This is a genomic window from Annamia dubia NIES-4383 (genome assembly GCF_055394725.1).
Genome location: NZ_AP025630.1, coordinates 2,619,439 through 2,642,226, shown reverse-complemented (window position 1 = coordinate 2,642,226; position 22,788 = coordinate 2,619,439). Strand labels below are relative to the sequence as shown.

The window sequence follows — 22,788 nt, the reverse complement described above, 5'->3', positions numbered from 1 at the left end:
TTAATAAAATTAGAGTGAAAGAACTATTTTTAATGATTGGCAATTCCCGTTTACATTGGGCTTTATTTAATAATAATAGTCTTATTTCTACATGGGATAGTCAACATTTATCTGAGAATTTTAATCAAGATTATCTTAATCAATTTTTTCCTCAAAACTTAAATTTATCTCGATTATTTGAGGAAAAATTAACTCTTAATCTGGCTTCTGTTGTGCCACCACAAACTAATTTTTTTTTAGAATATCCTCAACTAAAAATGATTACATTGGCGGATATTCCTATTAAAAATCTTTATTCAACTTTAGGTATAGATCGGGCTTTAGCTTTGTATGGAACGCTTATTAAATACGGATTTCCGGCTTTAGTAATTGATGGGGGAACTGCTTTAACTTTAACAGGAATTAATCAGGATCAAGAATTAGTTGGAGGGGCAATTTTTCCCGGTTTAAAACTTCAATTTAATTCCCTATTTCTTCAGACTGCTAATTTACCTAAAATTAATTTTTCTGATGTTTTGCCTCCCCGTTGGGCTTTAACTACCCCTTGCGCAATTGAAAGCGGAATTATTTATACTGTTTTAGCAGGGATTTGTGATTTTATTAAAGATTGGTTAAGAGAATTTCCCGAAAGTGAAATTTTGGTGACGGGGGGCGATCGCCAATATTTAATTAAAATGTTAAAAGAATATCAAGGGCATCTTGGGGAGAAAATGAGGGAAGATGGAAATTTAATTTTTTGGGGGATGAAATATCTTAATTGCTCAAAATGATGTAAGATTTTAATTAATGTCAAATTCAGATGTTTATTTAACTGATAAAATACAAAGATGGATATTTTAACATTAGGTTGGGCTACCTTTTTAGCCCTATTTACTTGGACTTTAACGATGGTTGTTTGGGGCCGTAAAGGTTTCTAAACTTTCTTGATTTAAAGTTAATTTGCTTTGTTTACTGAAGAAAAAAGGCGAAGATTTATTTATATTTTAAATAATCTTACCTTTTTTCTCATCAATTTTAAAGTTTATTTAAAGTTTATATTTTGATTAATTTTTTTGACTATGGAATCAACCAATCTTTTTAATATTTTAGTAATAGTTGCTTTAGTTTTATTAATTGTAGTTAGTGGTGGTGTTTTATATTTATCTTCTCTTGAATGGAGCGATCGCCGTCTTCAAGAAAAACAAAAAAAAGCTAAAAAATAAGGGTAAATATTTAATTTAAGTCAATAAACATTGAGATTAAATTAAATTAACATTTCAATAACCAATAAACAATAATCAGTAGAAAATATTAAGTGACGAGTGACTAAAACTCAGCATTAAGAGGGGTACGAGGGAAAGGAATAACATCACGAATATTAGTCATTCCTGTCATAAATTGTACCACTCTTTCAAAACCTAAACCAAAACCCGCATGAGGCACTGTGCCATATCTTCTTAAGTCTAAATACCACCAAATATCCTCTACATTTAGGTTTAATTCTTTAATTCTTTTTTCTAAAATATCAAGTCTTTCTTCCCTTTGAGATCCGCCAATAATTTCTCCTATTTTGGGGGCTAAAATATCCATCGCTGACACCGTTTTTTCCCCTTCATCTAATCTCATATAAAAGGCCTTAATCTCTTTCGGATAATTAGTAACAATGACGGGTTTTTTAAATAAATTTTCAGCTAAAAATCTTTCATGTTCTGACTGTAAATCTACTCCCCATTCTACCGGAAATTCAAATTTTTGATCCGCTTTTTCTAATAAATTAATCGCTTCAGTATAGGTAATTCTGGCAAATTCATTATTAATAATATTATCGGCCGTTTCTAACACTGAATTATCAATTCTTTGATTAAAAAATTCCATATCTTCAGGGCAATTTTCCAACACAAATTTAAAAATATATTTTAAAAATTCTTCCGCCAAGTCTTGATCCCCCTGTAGATCGCAAAAAGCCATTTCTGGCTCAACCATCCAAAATTCTGCTAAATGACGTGAGGTATTAGAGTTTTCCGCCCGAAAAGTAGGCCCAAAAGTATACACATTCTCGAAAGCCATAGCCATTACCTCAGCTTGAAGTTGACCACTGACAGTTAAATAAGCTTTTTTTCCAAAAAAATCTTGAGTATAATCAGTTTTATGTTCCGAGCCTTTAGGAATATTATCTAAATTAAAATTAGTAACAGTGAATAATTCACCCGCCCCTTCACAATCACTAGCGGTAATAATAGGAGTATGTACCCATAAAAAGCCTCTGTTTTGAAAAAATTGATGAATTGCAGTCGCACAGGCATTTCTCACCCTCATCACTGCCCCAAAGGTATTAGTGCGCGATCGCAGATGGCCGATCGTGCGTAAAAATTCAAAAGAATGACGCTTTTTCTGGAGGGGATAGGTAGCAGGATCAGCATCGCCGAAAATCGTCAAATTTTGGGCTTTTAGCTCAATTTTTTGATTTTTGCCCTCAGAGGGGACTAAAACGCCGGAAATCGCCACAGATGAGCCATTGTTAAGACGTTTAAGGATGGTATCATAGTCGGGGAGGGTAGTTTCGAGAATCACTTGCAAATTAGCCAAAGATGAGCCATCATTGACCTCTAAAAAGGCAAAGTTTTTTAAGTCTCTTTTGGTGCGCACCCAACCTTGAATTGTCACATTTTGATCCCCTTGGCCGTGACGTAAAATTTCGATAATTCTTTGATTAGTCATTGTATTTAATGTTGTTAATTATGTTGATTACTTCTTATTAAATAGCGCACTTCTTCTAATAAAACATTAAATCGTTGATTATTTTCTTCTTGACGTTGTTTCAAAATTTTGATTCTCCTTAAATCAATTCCAAATTGCCCTTTCCATTATAACTGAACTTTCCCCCGTACTTTTGTACTAAATACTGGGTAAAGTTCAGCCATTAAACTCTAAAATTTGCCGAAAGTTTCGATCGCACTTGTTAAGCGTGTGATCACCTCATCCACAGCGATCGAGCCGAGATCACCATCGGCACGGGTACGAATACTTAAGGTTTGACTATCCTTCTCTTTTTCCCCAACCACCGCCATGATGGGAATTTTCTGCTTTTCAGCATTGCGGATCATCTTACCTAAACGCTCCCCAGAAGTATCCACTTCCGCCCTGATGCCTAAACTTTGCATCTTAGACACAACTTCCTGACAATAGGGTAAAAAGTCATCACTCACCGCCAATAACCGCACCTGCACGGGAGAAAGCCACAGAGGGAAGTCTCCCGCATATTCCTCAATTAGAATACCAATTAAACGCTCCAATGAGCCAAAAGGCGCACGGTGGATCATCACGGGGCGTTTTCTAGTGCCATCTTCCGCCACATATTCCAAATTGAAACGCTCAGGCAAATTATAGTCCACTTGTACTGTTCCTAACTGCCATTCCCGCTCAAGGGCATCATGGAAAATAAAATCTAATTTAGGCCCGTAGAAGGCGGCCTCGCCGGGTGCTTCAAAATAATCCATTCCTAAGTGGGTAACAGCCCTTCTAATGGCGTTTTCGGCCTTATTCCATGCGTCTTCTGAGCCAATATACTTATCCGACTGTGGATCACGGAAACTTAAACGGGCTTTAAAATTCTTGAGTTGCAGACTCTTAAAGACGGTTAAAATTAAATCAACTACGCTCAGAAATTCCTCATCTAACTGGTCAGGAGTAACGAATAAATGTGAGTCGTCAACGGTGAATCCTCTGACACGGGTTAATCCTCCTAATTCTCCCGACTGTTCATAACGGTAAACCGTGCCAAACTCCGCTAACCGCATGGGTAAATCACGATAGGAGCGTAATTCATTTTTATAAATTTGAATATGAAAAGGACAATTCATCGGTTTTAAGACAAAACCCTGTTCTATTTCCATCTCTGCTTGACTTTCAGCCATCATAGGAAACATATCCTCTTTATATTTTTGCCAATGGCCAGAAGTTTTAAATAAATCAACCCTCGCAATATGGGGAGTAACTACCCCTAAATATCCTCTTTTTACCTGTTCTTTTTTGAGAAATTCCTCTAATAAAGAACGGATAATTGTACCTTTAGGTGTCCATAAAGGTAAACCCGGCCCCACCACATCAGCAAAAGTAAATAAACCCAACTCTTTACCCAACTTACGGTGATCCCGTTTTAAGGCTTCCTCCTTGCGTCTTTGATATTCGGCTAGTTGTTGGGGAGTTTCCCATGCCGTGCCATAGATCCGTTGTAGTTGGGCTTTAGTTTCATCCCCACGCCAATAAGCCCCGGCCACACTTTCCAGCTCGATCGCTTTGGGATCTAACTCTTGAGTATTTTCTAAATGGGGGCCAGCACAAAGATCCCACCATTGATCCCCCAAATGATAAAGGGTGATCGGCTCTTGAATACTATCTAAAATTTCTAATTTATAGGGTTCATTTAAAGCAGTAATTCTTTTTTTTGCTTCTTCTCTGGTGACTTCTTCCTTAATAACAGGTAGTTTTTTATTAATAATTTTAACCATCTCTTTTTTTACCGCTTTAAGGTCTTTTTCCGTGAAAGGATCCGGTGCATCAAAATCATAATAAAAACCTGTCTCAGTCCAAGGCCCAATGGTAACTTGAGCTTTTGGAAATAACTTTTGCACAGCCATGGCCATAATATGGGAAGTAGTGTGACGAATGCGTTTTAATTTGTCAGATTCACTGGTTTTTGGTAATTTAATTGGTTCAATTGGTGATTCTAATTTAGACATAGGTTTAAGATTTTCAATTAATATTTTTTTGAATCATTTTAATGAAAGTTAAAATTTATTTTACTATTGATTAAGCTATTATGGACAAAATCGAGTAAAATAGAAAGGTTGTCTATATTATGGAAATTTTTTATTATGGCTGTACCTAAGAAGAAAACCTCTAAAGCAAAAAGAGATCAACGCAAAGCTAACTGGAAACGTAAAGCGGCTTTCCAAGCTCAAAAAGCTTTATCTTTAGGTAAATCTATTCTCTCAGGTAAATCTACCTTTGTTTATCCTAACCCTGAAGAAGAAGATACAGAAGAATAGACTGATGATACAACTCAAGTAATAATTAATAAGTAATAAGTAATAAATAATAATTAATAAGTAATAAGTAATATTAAAAAAAAATTATTGTCAATTGTCAACTGTTTAACTCCCTAATAACTATATTTAATTGATAACCAATTAACATGACTAAAGAGCTAATTTGTAACCATAACATTAAGACAATAATCGCTCCAAATGCACCGTAAACTTTATTATATTGTCCAAAATTTGAAACATATAATCTAAAAATTGCTGAAACAATTACCCATGAAATAGAAGCTAAAATTGCCCCCGGAAATAGGGGAGTTTCTTCTTGCCAAATACTGCTACCAATGCGATAAATAAAAGCAAAAGCTAAGGCCACAATGGCCAGAGCCACCGGCCAACTTAATAATTGCCAAATTTGCACAATTAGATTAGATACAGAATAATCATCACTAACTTTATTGATTAAATAATTAATAAATAACAGAAAACTAATTAATAAAATTAAACTAATAATAATCAAAATTAAGCCTATTATGATACTTCTAATTTTGCGTAAAGGATGACGTTTATCTTCTTTTTGATGAAAAATTTTATAGATTAAAATTCCTAAAATTGAAATAGTGGCAAAAGCTAAAGGCCAATTTAATAAACGCCAAATTTTTAATAATAAATAACCCCCCGTATCATCTACGGGTAATTTCTGCATTAAAAATAAAGCAAATTTAATCACATAATCCCCAATTAAGACTAAAAAAGATGCTAAAATTAACAATAATAAAGCACTAATTGTAATCAAAATGGCAATCAATTTGGCTTTCCAAAAAGGTCGTCTTTTTTCTAATGGTATTTGTTGAATTTGATCAAGTGCATTCATGGTTGATCCTAACGCATTAGAAGAAATCCAAATTGAAATGATCATACTTAAAGAAAAAATTTGACTACTACTGCTTTGAGTTACTTCTAAGATAAAATGTTCTAATAGATCCCAAACTATTTTAGGAAAAACTGTTTGATATTGATATAAAAGGGCGAATAGGGTTTTTTGGATTGAATCTTGAAATAAACCTAAAGCCGTTAAAATAGTAATTAAAGATGGAAATAGGGATAATAAACTATTAAAAGCAATTTCAGAAGATAAGCCAAAAACTCTTTTTTTTAATGCTTTATTAATAGTTAAGTGAATGATTGTCCAATTAAAGGAGGAAGACAAACCAAGAAAATTAATATTTTTCATGGTAACAATTGAAGATTTAACAAATTTTTATATTTAATAATATAGCTTTTTTTTTGCTTATTTACAACGGGCATTTTACTTGTTACAATAAGCCAAAGTTTAAACAATAAAGAAAATTAGAAACAGTTTGAGGAGTAATGATTTATGAGTGATGAAGTTATTAAATGGTTGGGGGAAATTCGTTCTCTTAAAGAACAATTAACCAAGTTACAACAGCAAAGGGATCAACTTAAAGAAAGTGAGGCTAATTGGCGTAATTTATATGCCACTGAAGCCCAACAGAGACGCACTGATGCTAAACTTGCTCAACAACAGTTAGAACAACTTAAAAATCAATTATCTAATTTAACTTTAAATCAACAAATTAAAAAATCTGATTCTGTTGAAGCTAAAACTATTTTATTAGAAGAATTAAAAGGTTTAGAGACAATTGAGGCTTTACAAGGGCGATTATTAGAGGTTTTACAAGAAAGAGATGATTTAAAAGAAGCTTTAAAACAGGAGCAAGACAGCCATCGGCAAACCCGTAAAAGTTTAACGGCTGTGATTGGTGAAACGGTTGATCAATTGGCGAAAGAAAGGCAACAGTAAGCTTTGACCTCCTAAAAGGTTGATCTCAATGGGATTGGCTCTGATTTGATATTCAATTTCTGAAGTGTTACAATTGTTTTATAATAAATAATCTCTAAATAATAATTTAAAAGTTAACAAACTATGACAAAAAAATTAATTGTTGCTACCACTAACGCCGGAAAAGTTAAGGAAATGCAGGATTATTTACAGGGTTTAGACTGGCAACTTGAGTTACAACCCCAAGATTTAGAAATAGAAGAAACTGGCACAACTTTTTTAGAAAATGCTTGTTTGAAAGCTTCTTCTGTGGCTAAAATTTTAGGAAAATGGGCGATCGCCGATGATAGTGGGTTAGCCATAGATGCCCTTAATGGTGCGCCAGGAGTCTATTCTGCCCGTTATGAAAAAACTAATCAAGAACGCATTGATCGAGTTTTAAAAGAGTTAGAAAATATAGATAATCGTAAGGCTCAATTTATTTGTATGATCGCCCTATCTAACCCCCAAGGGGAAATAGTTTTAACGGCCGAAGGTAACTGTCAAGGTGAAATTTTGAGACAGATCAAAGGGGAAAAAGGCTTTGGTTATGATCCGATTTTTTATATACCTGAAAAACAACAAACTTTTGCTCAAATGTCTTTAGCTGAAAAGCAAAAAATTAGTCATCGAGGTAAAGCTTTTCAAGCTTTAATTCCCAAATTAAAAAATCTTAAAATTTAACTTTTTTATGATTAATTAATAACTTTTACTCATTACAATTTAAAAAAGTTTGATTATAATAATTAATAACAACCTATTAGTTTAATTGATATGTCTTTAAATTCTCCCCTTTCCCAATCCTTATCTGAACTTAGTACATTAGAATTAGCTCAAATTTTAGCGGAACGTCTGGCGATCGCTCCTAATGACTGGCACAGATTAAAAAACAATCGTCAAGCCCAAGCCTTACAACAAGCCTCAGCCGGCCTTGTTTTTCTATTAAAACAGGAAAAAAACGGGGCGATCTCCCATTTAACTCAGGCCGTAGGATGGCTCGATCGCACCGTTGAGCCTTTGCCATGCCCCACTCATGGGAATAAATAATAAGTAATAAATAATAAATAATAAGTAATAAGTAATAAATAATAAATAAGAACAAATAATTAATAACCAATGAAAATACTATTAGTCGAACATGATCAAAAAATAATCAAAAAATTCACCTCACTTTTGAGTAATAATTATTTAATTGATAGCTCCCACGATGGTGAAGATGCTTGGGAAGTAATCAATTTATTTGAATATGATTTATTAATTATTAATGTTAATTTACCTAAATTTGATGGGATTCGCCTTTGTCAAAAAATTCGTAAAAATGGTAAACAAATGCCCATTTTATTATTAACAGAACAAGAAAGTAATCCCGATCAAAAAATAGTTGGACTTGATTCAGGTGCAGATGATTTTATCATCCAGCCAGTGGAAAATGATGTATTATTAGCAAAAATTAGAGCTTTATTAAGACGTGGAGCTTCAATTTTACCCCCAATTTTAGAATGGAGACATTTAAGTCTTGATCCCGTTAAACATGAGGTAAAATATCAAAATAAACCCCTTAATTTAACCCCAAAAGAATATAGTTTATTAGAACTTTTTTTGCGTAATAGTCGCCGTATTTTTAGCCATAGTAGCATGATTGATTTACTCTGGTCTTATGAAGAATGTCCTAATGAAACAACGATTAGATCCCACGTTAAAAGTCTGCGCAAAAAACTTAAAAATTCAGGAGTTCCCGATGATTTTATTGAAACAGTTTATGGTGTAGGTTATCGTTTAAAAACCTTTGATGAAAACGATCAACCTAATGTTATTAGTCAAGAAAATACAACTAATAATAATAATAATAATAATTCTAAAATAGCTCAAGAAAATAATCAAGAAAAAATAATTGGCTTACCTGAAATTAACCCAGAACTGTTAGATATTTTTCAACAATCTCAAAGTTTACTTAATGCCCGTGTTAATCTGTTAGAAAAAGTTGTAGAAGCATTAACTAATCATGAATTTAGCGAAGAATGGCGACAAAAAGCATTATCAGAAAGTCATAAATTAGTGGCTTCTTTAGGCACTTTTGGCTTTAATCGAGCTTCGGCAATTGCCAGAGATTTAGAAACAATTTTTAAAACTAAAACCCAGATTGATCCCGAAAAAATCACCCAAATCTCAGAACAAGTTAAAACTATTAGAACTGTTTTAGATGAATGTCCTTTAGCTCCTATACCTGAAGATTTTGATTTCAATGAAACCGCCCCCAAAATATTAGTAATTACTCAAGAATTAAACTTTTTAGAAAAATTAGATATTGAAGCTTTAAAATGGGGTTTAAAAACCGATATAGCCATCACTTTAGCTGAAGCAAAAACAGCCATCGAAAAAACTCAACCTAACTTAATTTTATTAGATTTAGAAATAACTAAAAACCTAGATAATTGTTTAAGCTTTTTAGCAGAAATAAATCAAAGAAAAATACCCTTACCAGTTTTGATCTTAACTAATAATAATGATCTTGAAACAAGAGTTAAAATTTCAAGTTTAGGGGGCAAAGGTTTTTTAAATAAATCAATCTTAATTTCTGATATTATTAAAACAGCCATTAACTTAATAGAACAAGTTATCCCCAAAGAATCAAAAATTATGATAGTAGATGACGATCCCATTTCTTTAAATTTTGTCAAAAGTAATCTTGAACCTTGGGGTTTAAAAGTTAAAATTTTAGAAAATATTAAAGAGTTTTGGCAAACTTTAAATAATTTTTCCCCCTATTTATTAATTTTAGATATGGAAATGCCTCAGTTGGGAGGTTTAGACTTGTGCAGACTGGTGCGTAGTGACTCCCGTTGGGCTAGTTTACCCATTATCTTTTTAACTTCCCATCGTGATCCTGCGGCTATCAATCAAGCTTTTGCGGCCGGGGCTGATGATTTCGTCAATAAACCCATTGTTGGCTCAGAATTAGTAATCAGAGTTATTAATAGGATTGAGAGGGTTAAATTACTGCGCAAATCTACGGAAGTTGATCCCGTTACCGGAGTTATTCATCGTAACCGTTTTGTCGAAAGATTAATTAGTTTTTTCTGTTTAGCAGAACGCTATTATCAAAATGTTTGTATTGTGGTAATTAAAATTAATAATTTAGCACAAATTAAAAACCAATATAATTTAAGTGTTGCGGATCAATTATCAATGTCTTTAGGAAAATATTTAAAATATAAATTACGGCGCGAAGATATGATTACATCATGGCAAGATGATATTTTTGTGATCTCAATGTATCCTAGTAATAAAGAGAGTATTCAACTAAGATTAGAAAAGATTTTTAAATTTTTAAAATATCATACTTTTCAAGTATCTTATGAACAAGAAATAATTGATTTACAGGTAGAATGTAGTCATGGGATCGCCCAATTTCCACAAGATGGAAGGGATATTCAATCATTATATGATTTCGCCAAAAGTCAATTTATAAGCTAATTTAAGCCTAGTTTTATCACATTTTACCAAGGATTACCAATAATAGTAAAAGCACTCCAATAATAAGGATGAGTTAGGGTAATATCTCCTAACTGTTTTAAGTCTTCCGTAAGGGGAAAATCGCCATTAGTTGTAATCAATTTTCCATTTTCAAGCCTTACTTTTCCCTTTAACATAGCGATCTGAGTTTGACGTAAAGCCTCAGCTTTAATTGGGGCTGTTTTTAAATTCTCATAAAACTCAGAAACCAAGCCAAGTGTACCCGCATCGGAAATATACCAGAGGCTACCTAGAGCGGATTTTACCCCTGCTAAAACGGCCAAACCCGCAAAACCCATTTCCGCATCTTTATCCCCTAAAGCACTGCGACAAGCACTTAAAACCATTAATTCTACGGGGGGATTATTTAATCCTAAAGTATGGAGTTGATTTAAGCTTAATCTTTCATTTTGAAATTGAATATAGGAGTTTTCGGGGTTTCCCTGAGTAAATTCTCCGTGAGTTGCTAAATGAATAATCTCATAATGGTAGGTATTCCGAGCGTTGATCAATTGATTAATGGAAAAATCTTGATTAAGGTAGGATTCTCCTTCCCAAAGTTGATTACTTACTAATTCTAACTCCATTGGTACGGCGGGTAAGGGATTTTGCCCAGTAAAAGTGTCTGCTCCCATTGCTAAAACCTGAGAATTTTTAAGGTTAAAATAGTTTAAATTAGTGAGTAATAAAGAAGGCATTTGAGCAATACTATACTTTTCTATTAAAAATTGTTCCCCATCGAATAAAGCCGCCCAAGGGATCGCTCGCAACCCCTGATCTACCACAAAACTAATCTGTTCAATTTCATATTGTTTTAAGTCTGCTTCTAAAGGCTTGATCAGCCATTGATATAGTTGTTGTGATGGTTGTTGATAGGCGTTTTGACGGCGAATATTAGTAACACTTGAGATCAATTTTTGACTAAGTTGAATTATTTCTTCTTTAGTAACATTAATTTTATAAATAATTGGTTGTGCATCAGGGGAAGTAAGAGTTAATTGTAATTGATAATTTGATTGAAGATTTTTGCCCGATGTTTGCACAAAAATTGCATGAACAATAGCCGCAGTAATACCTGTTTGTGCTTCTATATTTTTGAGTTGAGTTTGTACTTCCTCAAGAGTTATCGGATTGGTATTAAAAATATTGCCAAAATAATTATTAAAAGAATTAGTTAAAGTCTGATCAGCTTGTTGAACATAAACAGAAGTTGCTACATTATCAGAATTAATACTCGTTTGCACTAAAGGAATAAAAACATTTTCAGAGTCTGGAGTTGACTCTACAAAATTAGAATTAACCTCGAAATCTTTTTCTTTAAATATATCGTTAAGACTAGAATTATCCCTTACAATGGGAGTAACCGTATTGTCATTACTAGGGGTTGGTGTTGGCAGTGTAACTTTAAGATCAAGGGGAATAGAAACTGAGACATTATCATTAGCAGTAATGGAAAATCCTACTATTTCACCTGTAGCAGTGAGAGGGGGTGTAAATTCAAGGGTAGCACCTGTGGGAATAAGATCACCAATATTAGCAATAACTCCATTAATTTTTAAGATACCTCCTGTTAAAATAGAACTAACTCTTAGAGTTGTATTATCTCCATTAAGATCAGTAATAATTGGGTTTAAATTACTATAATTAATAGTTACAAAATTACCCGGAGTAGTTGCACCTAAATTATTATTACCTGTTAAAGATGGAGGTGTATTGACTGAGGTAATATTAATATTGGCTACGGGTGTTACATTACCACCATTAGGTAAGATGGGAAAAGAGCCAGAAGTAAGTGTTAGGGTAGTATCTCCCCTTCTTAGACTTTGTGCCGTGCCGTTAAGACTAGCATCCCCAATCGTAAAAGGTATATCCGTAGCCCCTCCACCATAGATAATATTAATCGTACCGCCTTGATCTGTAAAAATAGTATTACTGCTGTATGGATAGAAATTAGTTTCCCATCTTGTGGCAGTGGAGTTGATAGTGGAAATATTACCCCAATGATCCGTATAACTACTGATGCCCCTGACTGTACCATTATTAGCATTGATTGTCACATCTCCACCGATCGCCGTATTGATATTACAAGTAACACCAACGACACAAGGAGTTCTAGCCGATGTGCTAATATAATTAAAAATAATCTGATTATTAGGAGAGATAGAGCCTAAAGTTAGAGTAACAGACCCCCCTTGAGTGTAAACTGTGGGAGTACCAGTACCATAATTAAAAACAATTAACCCATTAGAAGTATATAAGGCTCTTGTGGTAATATTACCTTGACTGCTGTACATATTAATATCACCTCCATTAATAGTAGTAGTACCGTTAATAGTGGGGGAGAGGGCAGTTGTACTAATGTTATTCGTAGTAATATCATCTCTACTGCGAATAGTAATATTTCCTCCTTGATTATTAAGAAAATGGTGTTCTCTTAGAGGTGAGCCAGGATCAAAAGTTAAAGCTTCGGCAGTAATAACACCTGTAGTAATAGAGCCATTATTCGCTGTAAGAGTAACATCTCCTGCCTTATTAGAACTACGATCCCAGCTAGTATTTATTGTTTGAAAACCGGATGTAGTATTAATATTACCTGTGTTAATATTGCCTTGGGTACTGCTTAAACTGATATTACGGTAAAAATTACCATTAGATAAAGATGGAGGTTGATTAAGAGAATCTGCATTAATATTACCCGTATTAATATTACCTGTGGCTTCGATCGTCACCATGCCACCATAAAGATCGCTTCCCACTCTCCCCATACTAATATTACCTACTGTTACAGAGGCAGGAGAACTAGCAGAAGAAGTAATATAAGAGGGTAAATTGCCAGAATTAGTTTCCGTTAAACTTGTCACTCCTGCCTTTAAAATTAAGGCATAATTATTCCCTAAAAGATAGCGATCGCTTCCTGTGGTACAAGTATTAGGAGCTAAACAAAGGGCGGTATCTATCGCATTAATTGTAATATCACCAGTGATATTAATACTACCCGTTGCTTCCACTTTTAAAGATGCTCCGGTATAACTACCAAAAGTTACATCACCAACGGCACTAATAATAGGATCATAATAACTATAAAAATTACCTCCTGCTCCTGTTAAATCAAGAAAAGAAATATTACCGCCACTAACAAAATGAGCATCCCCTGAGATCATGCCATCACTAACAAAGGTTAAATTTCCTCCACTAACAAAAGGAGTAATTTCTAAATGATTTAAGGTTAAAATATCAATCCCCCGATTACCTTGAATATATAAATCTTTGCCACTATTAATAATTACAGGATTTGTTAAACTATCTCTAATATATACGGTATTTTTTGCCAATAAATTAAGATTATTACTCGCAGTTAATTGACTTTCAATCAGGTTTAAATTATTACTCGCATTCACATAAATATTATTGCTATTAGCTTGATTTAAGCAAATATCACCTTGATTGATGATTGTATTTGATGGCGTTAAAACCACATTACCAGAGGAGTTAATAGCGATTCCTTGAGTATCTATTAAGCCTTGACTTCCTGTTAATAATTTTGGTAAGTCTAAGGGAGTAAAATTTAAAGTATTCCCTAATTGATCTTGATGTAAATCAATTTCTAAAGTTAAAATCTGTCCGGGTTGATCTAAAATTACTTTACTACTATTAGGCACTGCTAAAATATTAATATTACCACCATTAGCAGTTAAATTTCCCGTATTAATAACCGTACCACCAATTAAACTTAAATTTTGATCATTATTAACAGTTAAATTACCTGTATTAATAATTGATCCCACTTGATTTGTATTAAATAAAAAGCCGGTGGGATTACCGATTAAATCAGCATAATTATTATTACCAAAAGCCGAAAAATAACTATCATTAAAACCAATCCCTGTGGCGGTAGTTGCGGTAAAATCAGCAGGTACATTTAAACTCGCATTATTACCAAAAATAATCCCTGCCGGATTCATCAAAAAAAGATTACTATTACCACCTGTAACTTGAATTAAGCCATTAATAAAAGAGGGATCACCTCCAGTAATACGCCCTAAAATATTATTAAGATTAGGGTTAGCTAAAAAGTTAGCAATTTGACCAGAAGTTAAACCAAATTGTGTAAAACTATGGAATAAATTAGCTCCATCTGCTGATAAAGTACCGCCATTAATATCTATTTGATTCCCATTAATATTAATATTAGTATTAGTGCCATCATTCGCAGGAATAATTGTTTGTGCTAATAAAGGTAATTTTGTATTAACGAGAGTTAATAATAAAAATAAGGGTAAAAAATATTTTTTCATAACTCATAACTTTTAATCTTTCAAGTTTAATATTTTTGCTCATTATCAACATATTGATATTCTACTTATACAATTATGTACTAATACAATTTGATTTTTGTTATCTTTCTTGATAATTATTTATTTATATTTACAAAGTAAAAATATCTAACTTTTTATCATATATTCATATAATATAATCTTGTGACAAATAATCAATAATAAAACTATTAAACTTGTTTTTTTAACTAATTTTAGTTAACTTCATTAATATTACCAATCATATATAACTCTCTTTCAGAGCGATCGCTAAATTCATCATTTAAAATACGTTCACAACCCTCTAAAGCCTCATTAATACTCACTAATTTTCCTTGCATCCCCGTAAATTGTTCTGTTGAAAAGAAAGGCTGAGTTAAAAATCGTTCTAAACGTCTGGCTCGGTAAACAATTTGTCGATCGCTCTGGGATAATTCCTCTAAACCTAACATCGCAATAATATCCTTCAAATCCTCATAATTAGCCAAAGTACTGCGAATTTCTTTTGCGATCTGATAATGACGTTGCCCCACAACGTAGGGAGAAAGCATTTTTGAAGCTGAGGCAAGGGGATCCACCGCAGGATATAAACCCTCACTAGCTCTTTTTCGGGATAAAACGATGGTGGCACTAAGGTGGGAAAAGGTATGTACCGCCGCCGGATCCGTAAAATCATCGGCCGGAACGTAAACCGCTTGTACAGAGGTAATAGCCCCTGATGCTGTATTACAAATTCTTTCCTCTAATTGAGCCAATTCTGTGGCTAAAGTGGGCTGATAGCCTACTCTTGAAGGAAGATTGCCCATTAAGCCTGAAACCTCAGAACCCGCTTGAATAAATCGGAAAATATTATCAATTAATAATAAAACATCTTTATTTTCTTCATCTCGAAAATACTCGGCCATCGTTAAAGCGGCGTGTCCTACTCTGAATCTAGCCCCAGGCGATTCGTTCATTTGACCAAAAATCATCACAGTATTATCTAAAACTCCAGCTTTTTTCATTTCTTGATATAATTCTTGAGCTTCCCGACATCTTTCTCCAATTCCACAAAATAAGCTTACTCCCTCATATTGAGTTACCATATTATTAATCATTTCTGTAATTAAAACAGTTTTTCCTACTCCTGCTCCTCCGAATAAACCCGCTTTTCCTCCCCTTTCTAACGGAGCTAATATATCTATTGCTTTAATTCCTGTCGTTAATACCTCTGATTTTGTAACTTGGCGATCGAGGGAAACGGGTTGTTGATGAATGGAACGCCATTGAGCATTTAAAATTGGCGGTTTTTGGTCAATTGTTTGTCCAAAAACATTAAACATTCGCCCTAATAACTCTTTACCTACTGGCACTTGTAGGGTATTATTTGTATTAATAATGATGTCACCTCTAGCTAATCCTTGAACGGGAGTTAAAGCAATTCCTTGTATGGTTTTTTCGTCTAAATGTTTAGTAACTTCAACAATAATATTTTGATTTTCACCTGTGACTAATTGATGATAAAGTTTGGGTAATTCTTGAGGAAAAATAGCAGAAATAACGCTACCTCTTACACTGGAAATTTTACCTATATTTGTATCTGTTGATCGTTCCATATTTTAATATTTCAATTGCTTTTATTAGTGAGGCTTAAAATGTGAAAAGAAGCAAAAACTAAAAATAATTGTTAATTTTTAAAATCAAATAGTTTTTAATCATTAAAAAATCTATGATATTTTTGAGAATTGTGAGGAAAAATAAAATGAGTAAAGCCTTAAATTGTGATTTAACTAATGGTCAATTGTCAATTGTCAATTGATAATTTTTAGCTTTAATTGACGATCACTTTTCCCAACAGGGAACTCACATCCTTTACAATATTGCCAGTAGACTGAAAATCAAAGCTTTTGCAACGGGTTTATTAGAAAAACTGAGATTTATTCTACAATAATAGTCAAAATTTATTTATCTTGTTTAGTTTAAGGAAACAACCGTGACCACACAAAAAGTTTTAGTCATTGATGACAGTAAAGTTATTCGGATGCGGGTAAAGGATATGTTACCCCCCGGTTTTGAGGTGATCGAAGCCAAAGACGGCTTAGAAGGCTGGAATAAAATTCAAGAAATTCAGCCTAATCTGATTATGCTTGATTTTTTGCTCCCGCGCATGAGTGGCTGGGAAGTTTATCAGGCGGTACAACAGGAATATAAGTATAAAAGCATTCCCCTTGTGTTAATGTCAGGGCGCAAAGAGGAAGTAACGGAAAAATTACCTGAGCCTTTTCAATTTTTCTCTTTTGTGGAAAAACCTTTTGAGAAAAAACAGCTAGTAGATGCGATCCGAGATGCGATCGCCAAATCGAAAAAACATCCTCGTCCCACTGGCACGGCCGGAGGTACAATGACTCCAACTGGGGATACTTCTTCTATGGCTAAAGAAATTGAAAATCTTAATGTTCAAGTGGCAAAAATGCAACATGAAATTGAGAGTTTGAAAAAACAATTAGCTCAGTTGGTTGGCTTTATTAAACAAAAAATAAAATAAAAAATTTATGTCCAATCAATTTATTTCTGTTGAAAATAACCTAGAATGGAGCAAAGAAATTCAGGCTTTACCCCCTTGGTTAAAAAAACCTCTCGGTAAAGCTAGTGAAATTTCCACCGTACAAAAGATTATCAAACAACGCCAAATTTATACCATTTGTGAGGAAGGCCGTTGTCCCAATCGGGGGGAATGCTACGCTAATCACACAGCTACTTTTCTCTTAATGGGTCAAACTTGCACCCGTGCCTGTGGCTTTTGTCAAGTGGACAAAGGCCACGCCCCCATGGGCTTAGACCCTGATGAGCCTCACAAAGTAGCGGAATCCGTACAATTGTTAGGCTTAAAATATGTGGTTTTAACCTCAGTAGCGAGGGATGACTTGACGGATGGAGGGGCTAGTTGGTTTGTTCAAGTGATCAAGAAAATTAGGGAATATAACTCACAAACAAAAATAGAGGTTTTAACCCCTGATTTTTGGAGTGGCAAAAATGCCCAACTTGACCAAAAACAACGGGTTAAAACTGTGGTTGAGGCCGATGTAGCCTGTTATAACCATAATATTGAAACGGTACGCCGTTTACAGGCTCGGGTGAGAAGGGGGGGAAAATACGATCGCTCTTTAAATGTTTTAAGATATGTTAAAGAGTTTAATCCCCTTATTCCCACTAAATCAGGTTTAATGTTAGGTCATGGAGAAAGCAAAGAAGAAATCATCGAAACTTTGCAACATTTGAGAGAAGTTAACTGCGATCGCCTCACCATTGGCCAATATATGCGCCCTTCTTTAGCACATTTACCAGTACATAAATACTGGACTCCTGAAGAGTTTGAGGAATTAGGAGCGATCGCGCGATCGTTAGGGTTTTCTCATGTGAGATCCGCCCCCTTAGTGAGAAGTTCCTATCATGCAGGGGAAGATTAAAATTAAATTTTCAGATTCTACGAGGAGTAATACACTCAAATTCTTTAATATTATTAGTAATTTTATTAATAATTAAAGTCTAATTTAACCTTAAAAAATGAGCGGCTATCATTAAATCCATTAACCCAATTGGTGTGTCTTAATATTGCGTATTTTACCGCAAGATTGAGCCGCTTTTTCATCTAATAATAATTTTATGACTAAAAAGTTTTCTCGAAATTATTGGCGAGATAAATTAAATTTATCTCGTTTAGCTATTAAATATAGTTGGTTAACTATTTGTATTTGGCTCGGTATTTGTGTCGCAGGAATTTTTGCTTTTAGTAGTCTTAAATATGCACTATTTCCTGATATTACTTTTCCGGTGGTAGTGGTACAAACTTCCGCTCAAATTAACACGGCTTTAGACACAGAAAATCAAGTAACTATCCCGTTAGAAAACACCTTAAAAAAACTCGAACATTTAGACGAAATTACAGCCAGTAGTTACCCTGGCCAGGGAATTGTTACTTTATATTTTGATCCCGGAATTAACTTAAAAAAAGCCACTAATTTAGTTGAAACTAATTTAAAAAAGATTCAACTTCCAACGGATGCAAAATCGGAAGTAATGCCTTTTAATTTGAATGAATCAACCGCTATTAGTTATGTAGTACAGGGTGAACAAAATTTAAGAGAATTAACTGCAATTACTGAGGAAAAAATTATCCCAGAATTAAAAAAAATTACAGGTGTTTTAAAGGTTAACTTATTAGGAAATAGTCAAGCTTCCTCCCATAGTAAATTTTTAACTTTAGTCAGATTTAATGGACAAAATGCCATCGCTTTTCAAGTAATTAAAGAAAGTAAGGCCAATACTTTAGAAGTAGTTAAAAAAGTTAATCAAATTGTTACTAATTTACAAGCAAAACTCCCAAATATTCAATTAAAATTAGCCCAAACAGATGCGGATTATATTAAAGAAGCCACTGATGCAACCATTGAATCTTTATGGTCAGCAATTATTTTAGCCATAGCTATCATTGTCCCATTTTTAGGAGATTTTAAAGCAACATTAATTACAGCTTTATCAATTCCCACATCTCTATTAGCTACTTTTATTATAATGGCAATTAATGGTTTCAATTTAGAAACTATTACCCTCTTAGCCTTAGCTTTAGTAATCGGAATTATCGTAGATGATGCCATCGTTGAAGTAGAAAACATATCCCGTCATTTAGAAAGAGGAAAAAATCCTAAAACTGCCGCTTTACTTGCTACTCGTGAGATTGGCTTAACAGTTTCTGCTTCTACTTTAACCATTGTAGCTGTGTTTTTACCTGTAGCTTTAATGGGGGGTACAGTAGGACAATTTTTTAAACCTTTTGGTTTAACGGTATCAGCTTCAGTCTTAGCTTCTTTATTAGTAGCTAGAACTTTAGCCCCCGTTTTAGCAATTTATTGGTTAAAAATTAAGAAAAAAAATACAGAAATTAAACTTAGTAAAACTAATAAGTTTTTCGCTCAATTTGCTTTAGAAAAACCCTATCGTAAACTATTATATTGGTCACTTAATCATCGTAAAACAGTAATGATTATTGCTTTGATCAGTTTACTATTAGGAATTGGTTTAATTCCTTTAATTCCTAAAGGTTTTATTCCCCAATTAGATCGGGGTGAATTTAATCTTGTTTATACAACTCCCTTGCCTAAATTTTCCGCAGAAATGACTCAACAACAGGAGCAAAAACCGCAAAATAATGACCAAAATAATGAATTTGCATGGCTTAATCAATTAAGCCAAACTCCTGAAAAATTATTATTAAGAAAAACTCGTCAAGTTGGGGAAAAATTAGAAGAAATAGTCTTAAAAATACCGGAGGTAGAAACTGTTTATAATATTGCGGGAGGTAAAGGTGATCCCACCAGAGGAGTTATCTATATAAAATTAAAAAAAGAGCGTCAATTAACAACTTTTGAAGTGCAGAAAAAACTCAGGGAAAAATTACCAAAAATAAAGGGAGTTACTACCAGTGTTGAAGATTTACAATTTATTGAAACTGAAAGTGAAAAACCTTTACAAATTGCGTTATTAGGTACGGATATTAATGAACTAATTATAACAGGAACTAAGGTTAAAAATGAAGTAGAAAAATTAACTGGTTTTGCTGATATTACGGTTTCAGGCCAACAATTAAATGATAATATTCCCTTTGAAATTGAGCGTTTAAATGGGCAAAGAGTAATATATATTAGTGCCAATTTACAAGAGGGTAAATCTGTGGGTGATGCCACTGAGCAAGTAATAAATTTAACTCAAACTTTATTACCTAATAATATTCAATTAGAAAGATGGGGAAATTCTGCCCAAAGTCACAGTGTTTTAAACAGTTTTGGTAAAACTTTAATTCTTTCTGTTGTTTTTATGTTGTTATTTTTATTAATACCTTTTGGGCGATTATTAGAGCCTTTAGTAATTGGTTTATCCCTGCCTTTGTCAGTTGTAGGGGCAATGTTAGCGTTATTAATTACTCAAAGTGATTTCGGGATGATTTCATTAATCGGCTTAATTTTTCTATTAGGATTATTAGATAAAAACGCAATTTTATTAATGGATTGTGCTAATCAATTAAGACAAAAAGGAATGGATCGCCAAACAGCACTTTTAGAAACGGGAGTGTTACGTTTACGGCCTATTTTAATGACAACTTTATCTACTATTTTAGGGATGTTACCGATCGCCTTGGGCTGGGGAGCAGGTGCGGAGTTGAGACAACCCATGGCCGTGGCCATTATTGGAGGTTTAACGACTTCTTCTTTATTAAGTTTAATTGTTGTGCCTGTTATTTATACTTTATTAGAGGATTTTTGGCATAAATTAACTAAAAAATAATTTTACGTTTTTTTGTGTTTCATGGTAAATATATTTTGCCATTTTCTTCCTTTTAATTTAGATGAGGTGGGCAATGCCCACCCTACTATTATGCTCTAAAAATAGATTTGATTTTTTGATATTATAGCTTAATATTTGTCAAAAACGATCGCACTTCAAACTCCCGACAAAAAATAAAAAAAATGCTATCATCTAATGTGAATAATTCATTAAAAATTATATAATGTAATAAAGATTTTAGAGGTTAAATTATTATAATGATTAATTCTGATCAAGCTTATGAGTCCCATATTTTAAAATTTGCGATCAATAAATATTTAGATCAAAAATTAACTAATTCTCAAAAAGATTTAGAAAAAATTGAATTAAATAAAGATGAATTTGTCTGGGATGTAGTGACTAACATTTATAGTCAAAGTGGCTATAAAGTCTCGATTTCTTTTGCTAGAGATATAATTGATCAGCGAATTGTAAATATACAAGATCAATTAATACAAGCTAAAGAAAAAGCTGAACAAGAAAAGATTAGAATTAAAGCTGAACAAGAAAAGATTAGAATTAAAGCTGAACAGGAAAAGCTCAGAATTAAAACTGAACAAGAAAAACTAAAAATTGAAAAGCAAACTAAAACTATTAATTTTATTCAAAGTTTACCAGAAGAATTAAATTTTGATGAAACTAAATTAGATATTTTTATGAAAATACATCAAATATGTTGTGATCATTACGATTGTTATGAGTTTGATGAATTAGATTCTAATGAAATTTTTGATCAGAATCTATTTATTAAAATTCTTCAAACAAAAATATTTGCGATAAAATATTATACAGGTAGTAATGTCTGGTTTAGTTCCGCCCCTTTACAAGAAGTTTATAGATGGAATCATGAAGATAGTCATAGCTACAAAAAACTACTAACAACTTATAGCGGAGAGCCTTTAGAGGCAACAGAATTAATAATGAGTTTAGAGGAAGAATTTGATATAGAGATAAGTGATTCAGAAGCACAGACTTTAGGAACTGTAAAAGATATTGTTGAAATTATATATACTAAAATAGTACCTTAATTAACAATAATTGAAGCAATAGCTATCCATGATGTAATCTCATCAAGTTGTAACAAAATAACAATTAAACAAGTAATTCATCTAAAGATAATCTACCCTCAATTGGTTCATATTCATCCTCTAATAACCATAACTTAGCTGTTTCATAATCATTACTAGAAAATATTACTTGATAATTCTTAGCTGGATCATAAATTTGACATTTACCTTCATTATCAACTAATAATAAAAGTAGATAAGGAGGTGTTAACATAGGATCGAGCCAAACCTCTGTAAATTGCCAATTATTCTCTACTTGGTTTTGTTCTGGGAATAACGTGATATTTGTTATCTTCATTGATTTTTAACTCTCCATAATAAAGATTAATTTTTGTACCATCAGGATCAATTCTATAACCAATTACATCACTAAAATATAAACCATATCGTTCATATTTTCTAATTTTACCAATATATTCTCCTTTTTCAATAATAGCTTGAGTAATTCTTTCTAAAGTTTCCCAATCTTTAAAAATATGAGCAGGTAGTCCTTTTTTTAGAAGTCGTTGCATTTGAGGAGTATTAGGTAAATGTTTGGCGATGTGTTTATTATCTAATTTAATAGGATAATTAATACCATTCATTCTCTCTCATTAATATTTTTTAAAGTCTAACTTATAATTTTAAAAGTGAGTTCTAAAATTAAGACCATCCTCAATTTTCGTTTTCAAAAGTAG

General features: G+C 33.0%; 19 protein-coding genes. 12 read left to right on the top strand and 7 right to left on the bottom strand.

Annotation, left to right across the window (positions count from 1 at the left end; all coding sequences use genetic code 11):
- Window positions 1–14 precede the first annotated feature (14 nt).
- The 3 genes from Anndu_RS11900 to Anndu_RS11890 all read left to right on the top strand — a co-directional run bounded on the left by Anndu_RS11900 (window position 15) and on the right by Anndu_RS11890 (window position 1,202).
- Window positions 15–770: a pantothenate kinase gene (locus Anndu_RS11900; RefSeq protein WP_464101409.1), complete on the top strand. Its 756-nt coding sequence runs from the start codon at window positions 15–17 to the stop codon at window positions 768–770.
- Window positions 771–827: 57 nt separating this feature from the next.
- On the top strand, window positions 828–917 hold the full coding sequence (gene petN, locus Anndu_RS11895) for a cytochrome b6-f complex subunit PetN (protein WP_464101408.1): 90 nt from the start codon (window positions 828–830) through the stop codon (window positions 915–917).
- A gap of 141 nt (window positions 918–1,058) precedes the next feature.
- Complete coding sequence (locus Anndu_RS11890; protein WP_464101407.1) at window positions 1,059–1,202, top strand: hypothetical protein; 144 nt, start codon at window positions 1,059–1,061, stop codon at window positions 1,200–1,202.
- A gap of 103 nt (window positions 1,203–1,305) precedes the next feature.
- Here the strand turns inward: Anndu_RS11890 and asnS are convergent, their stop codons facing one another.
- Both asnS and thrS read right to left on the bottom strand, forming a co-directional pair.
- Window positions 1,306–2,697 carry an asparagine--tRNA ligase gene (gene asnS / locus Anndu_RS11885; RefSeq protein WP_464101406.1) on the bottom strand — a complete coding sequence of 464 codons (1,392 nt, stop codon included), beginning with the start codon at window positions 2,695–2,697 and terminating at the stop codon, window positions 1,306–1,308.
- Window positions 2,698–2,906: 209 nt separating this feature from the next.
- The gene (gene thrS / locus Anndu_RS11880) at window positions 2,907–4,718 is read right to left on the bottom strand and encodes a threonine--tRNA ligase (RefSeq protein WP_464101405.1); all 1,812 of its coding nucleotides are present in this window, start codon (window positions 4,716–4,718) and stop codon (window positions 2,907–2,909) included.
- Window positions 4,719–4,853: 135 nt separating this feature from the next.
- Between thrS and rpmF the strand changes: the two genes are divergently transcribed.
- Window positions 4,854–5,027, top strand: coding sequence for a 50S ribosomal protein L32 (gene rpmF / locus Anndu_RS11875; RefSeq protein ID WP_464101404.1), 174 nt, complete (start codon window positions 4,854–4,856; stop codon window positions 5,025–5,027).
- A 97-nt stretch (window positions 5,028–5,124) separates the two neighbouring features.
- On the opposite strand, the gene Anndu_RS11870 is transcribed toward rpmF, so the two are convergent.
- The gene (locus tag Anndu_RS11870; protein WP_464101403.1) at window positions 5,125–6,252 is read right to left on the bottom strand and encodes a YihY/virulence factor BrkB family protein; all 1,128 of its coding nucleotides are present in this window, start codon (window positions 6,250–6,252) and stop codon (window positions 5,125–5,127) included.
- Between the two features lie 144 nt (window positions 6,253–6,396).
- On the opposite strand from Anndu_RS11870, the gene Anndu_RS11865 reads away from it, so the two are divergent.
- The 4 genes from Anndu_RS11865 (at window position 6,397) to Anndu_RS11850 (ending at window position 10,335) form a co-directional block, all read left to right on the top strand.
- Window positions 6,397–6,843, top strand: coding sequence for a hypothetical protein (locus tag Anndu_RS11865; RefSeq protein WP_464101402.1), 447 nt, complete (start codon window positions 6,397–6,399; stop codon window positions 6,841–6,843).
- Between the two features lie 123 nt (window positions 6,844–6,966).
- Complete coding sequence (rdgB, locus tag Anndu_RS11860; RefSeq protein ID WP_464101401.1) at window positions 6,967–7,545, top strand: RdgB/HAM1 family non-canonical purine NTP pyrophosphatase; 579 nt, start codon at window positions 6,967–6,969, stop codon at window positions 7,543–7,545.
- 90 nt (window positions 7,546–7,635) lie between these two features.
- The gene (locus Anndu_RS11855) at window positions 7,636–7,908 is read left to right on the top strand and encodes a DUF6439 family protein (RefSeq protein WP_464101400.1); all 273 of its coding nucleotides are present in this window, start codon (window positions 7,636–7,638) and stop codon (window positions 7,906–7,908) included.
- Between the two features lie 69 nt (window positions 7,909–7,977).
- Entirely contained in the window at window positions 7,978–10,335 is a 2,358-nt protein-coding gene (locus Anndu_RS11850) for a response regulator (RefSeq protein WP_464101399.1), read from the top strand.
- A 23-nt stretch (window positions 10,336–10,358) separates the two neighbouring features.
- On the opposite strand, the gene Anndu_RS11845 is transcribed toward Anndu_RS11850, so the two are convergent.
- Both Anndu_RS11845 and atpD read right to left on the bottom strand, forming a co-directional pair.
- Entirely contained in the window at window positions 10,359–14,669 is a 4,311-nt protein-coding gene (locus tag Anndu_RS11845; RefSeq protein ID WP_464101398.1) for a CHAT domain-containing protein, read from the bottom strand.
- Between the two features lie 233 nt (window positions 14,670–14,902).
- Complete coding sequence (gene atpD, locus Anndu_RS11840; protein ID WP_464101397.1) at window positions 14,903–16,282, bottom strand: F0F1 ATP synthase subunit beta; 1,380 nt, start codon at window positions 16,280–16,282, stop codon at window positions 14,903–14,905.
- Between the two features lie 377 nt (window positions 16,283–16,659).
- Between atpD and Anndu_RS11835 the strand changes: the two genes are divergently transcribed.
- The 4 genes from Anndu_RS11835 (at window position 16,660) to Anndu_RS11820 (ending at window position 22,072) form a co-directional block, all read left to right on the top strand.
- Complete coding sequence (locus tag Anndu_RS11835; protein ID WP_464101396.1) at window positions 16,660–17,211, top strand: response regulator; 552 nt, start codon at window positions 16,660–16,662, stop codon at window positions 17,209–17,211.
- 7 nt (window positions 17,212–17,218) lie between these two features.
- Complete coding sequence (gene lipA, locus Anndu_RS11830) at window positions 17,219–18,133, top strand: lipoyl synthase (protein WP_464101395.1); 915 nt, start codon at window positions 17,219–17,221, stop codon at window positions 18,131–18,133.
- A gap of 196 nt (window positions 18,134–18,329) precedes the next feature.
- The gene (locus tag Anndu_RS11825; RefSeq protein ID WP_464101394.1) at window positions 18,330–21,005 is read left to right on the top strand and encodes an efflux RND transporter permease subunit; all 2,676 of its coding nucleotides are present in this window, start codon (window positions 18,330–18,332) and stop codon (window positions 21,003–21,005) included.
- Window positions 21,006–21,262: 257 nt separating this feature from the next.
- Window positions 21,263–22,072, top strand: a complete 810-nt coding sequence (locus Anndu_RS11820) for a phosphopantetheine-binding protein (protein WP_464101393.1) — start codon at window positions 21,263–21,265, stop codon at window positions 22,070–22,072.
- A 64-nt stretch (window positions 22,073–22,136) separates the two neighbouring features.
- On the opposite strand, the gene Anndu_RS11815 is transcribed toward Anndu_RS11820, so the two are convergent.
- Complete coding sequence (locus Anndu_RS11815; protein WP_464101392.1) at window positions 22,137–22,325, bottom strand: hypothetical protein; 189 nt, start codon at window positions 22,323–22,325, stop codon at window positions 22,137–22,139.
- A gap of 31 nt (window positions 22,326–22,356) precedes the next feature.
- Window positions 22,357–22,695, bottom strand: coding sequence for a DUF6972 family protein (locus Anndu_RS11810; protein ID WP_464101391.1), 339 nt, complete (start codon window positions 22,693–22,695; stop codon window positions 22,357–22,359).
- Between the last annotated feature and the right edge of the window lie 93 nt (window positions 22,696–22,788).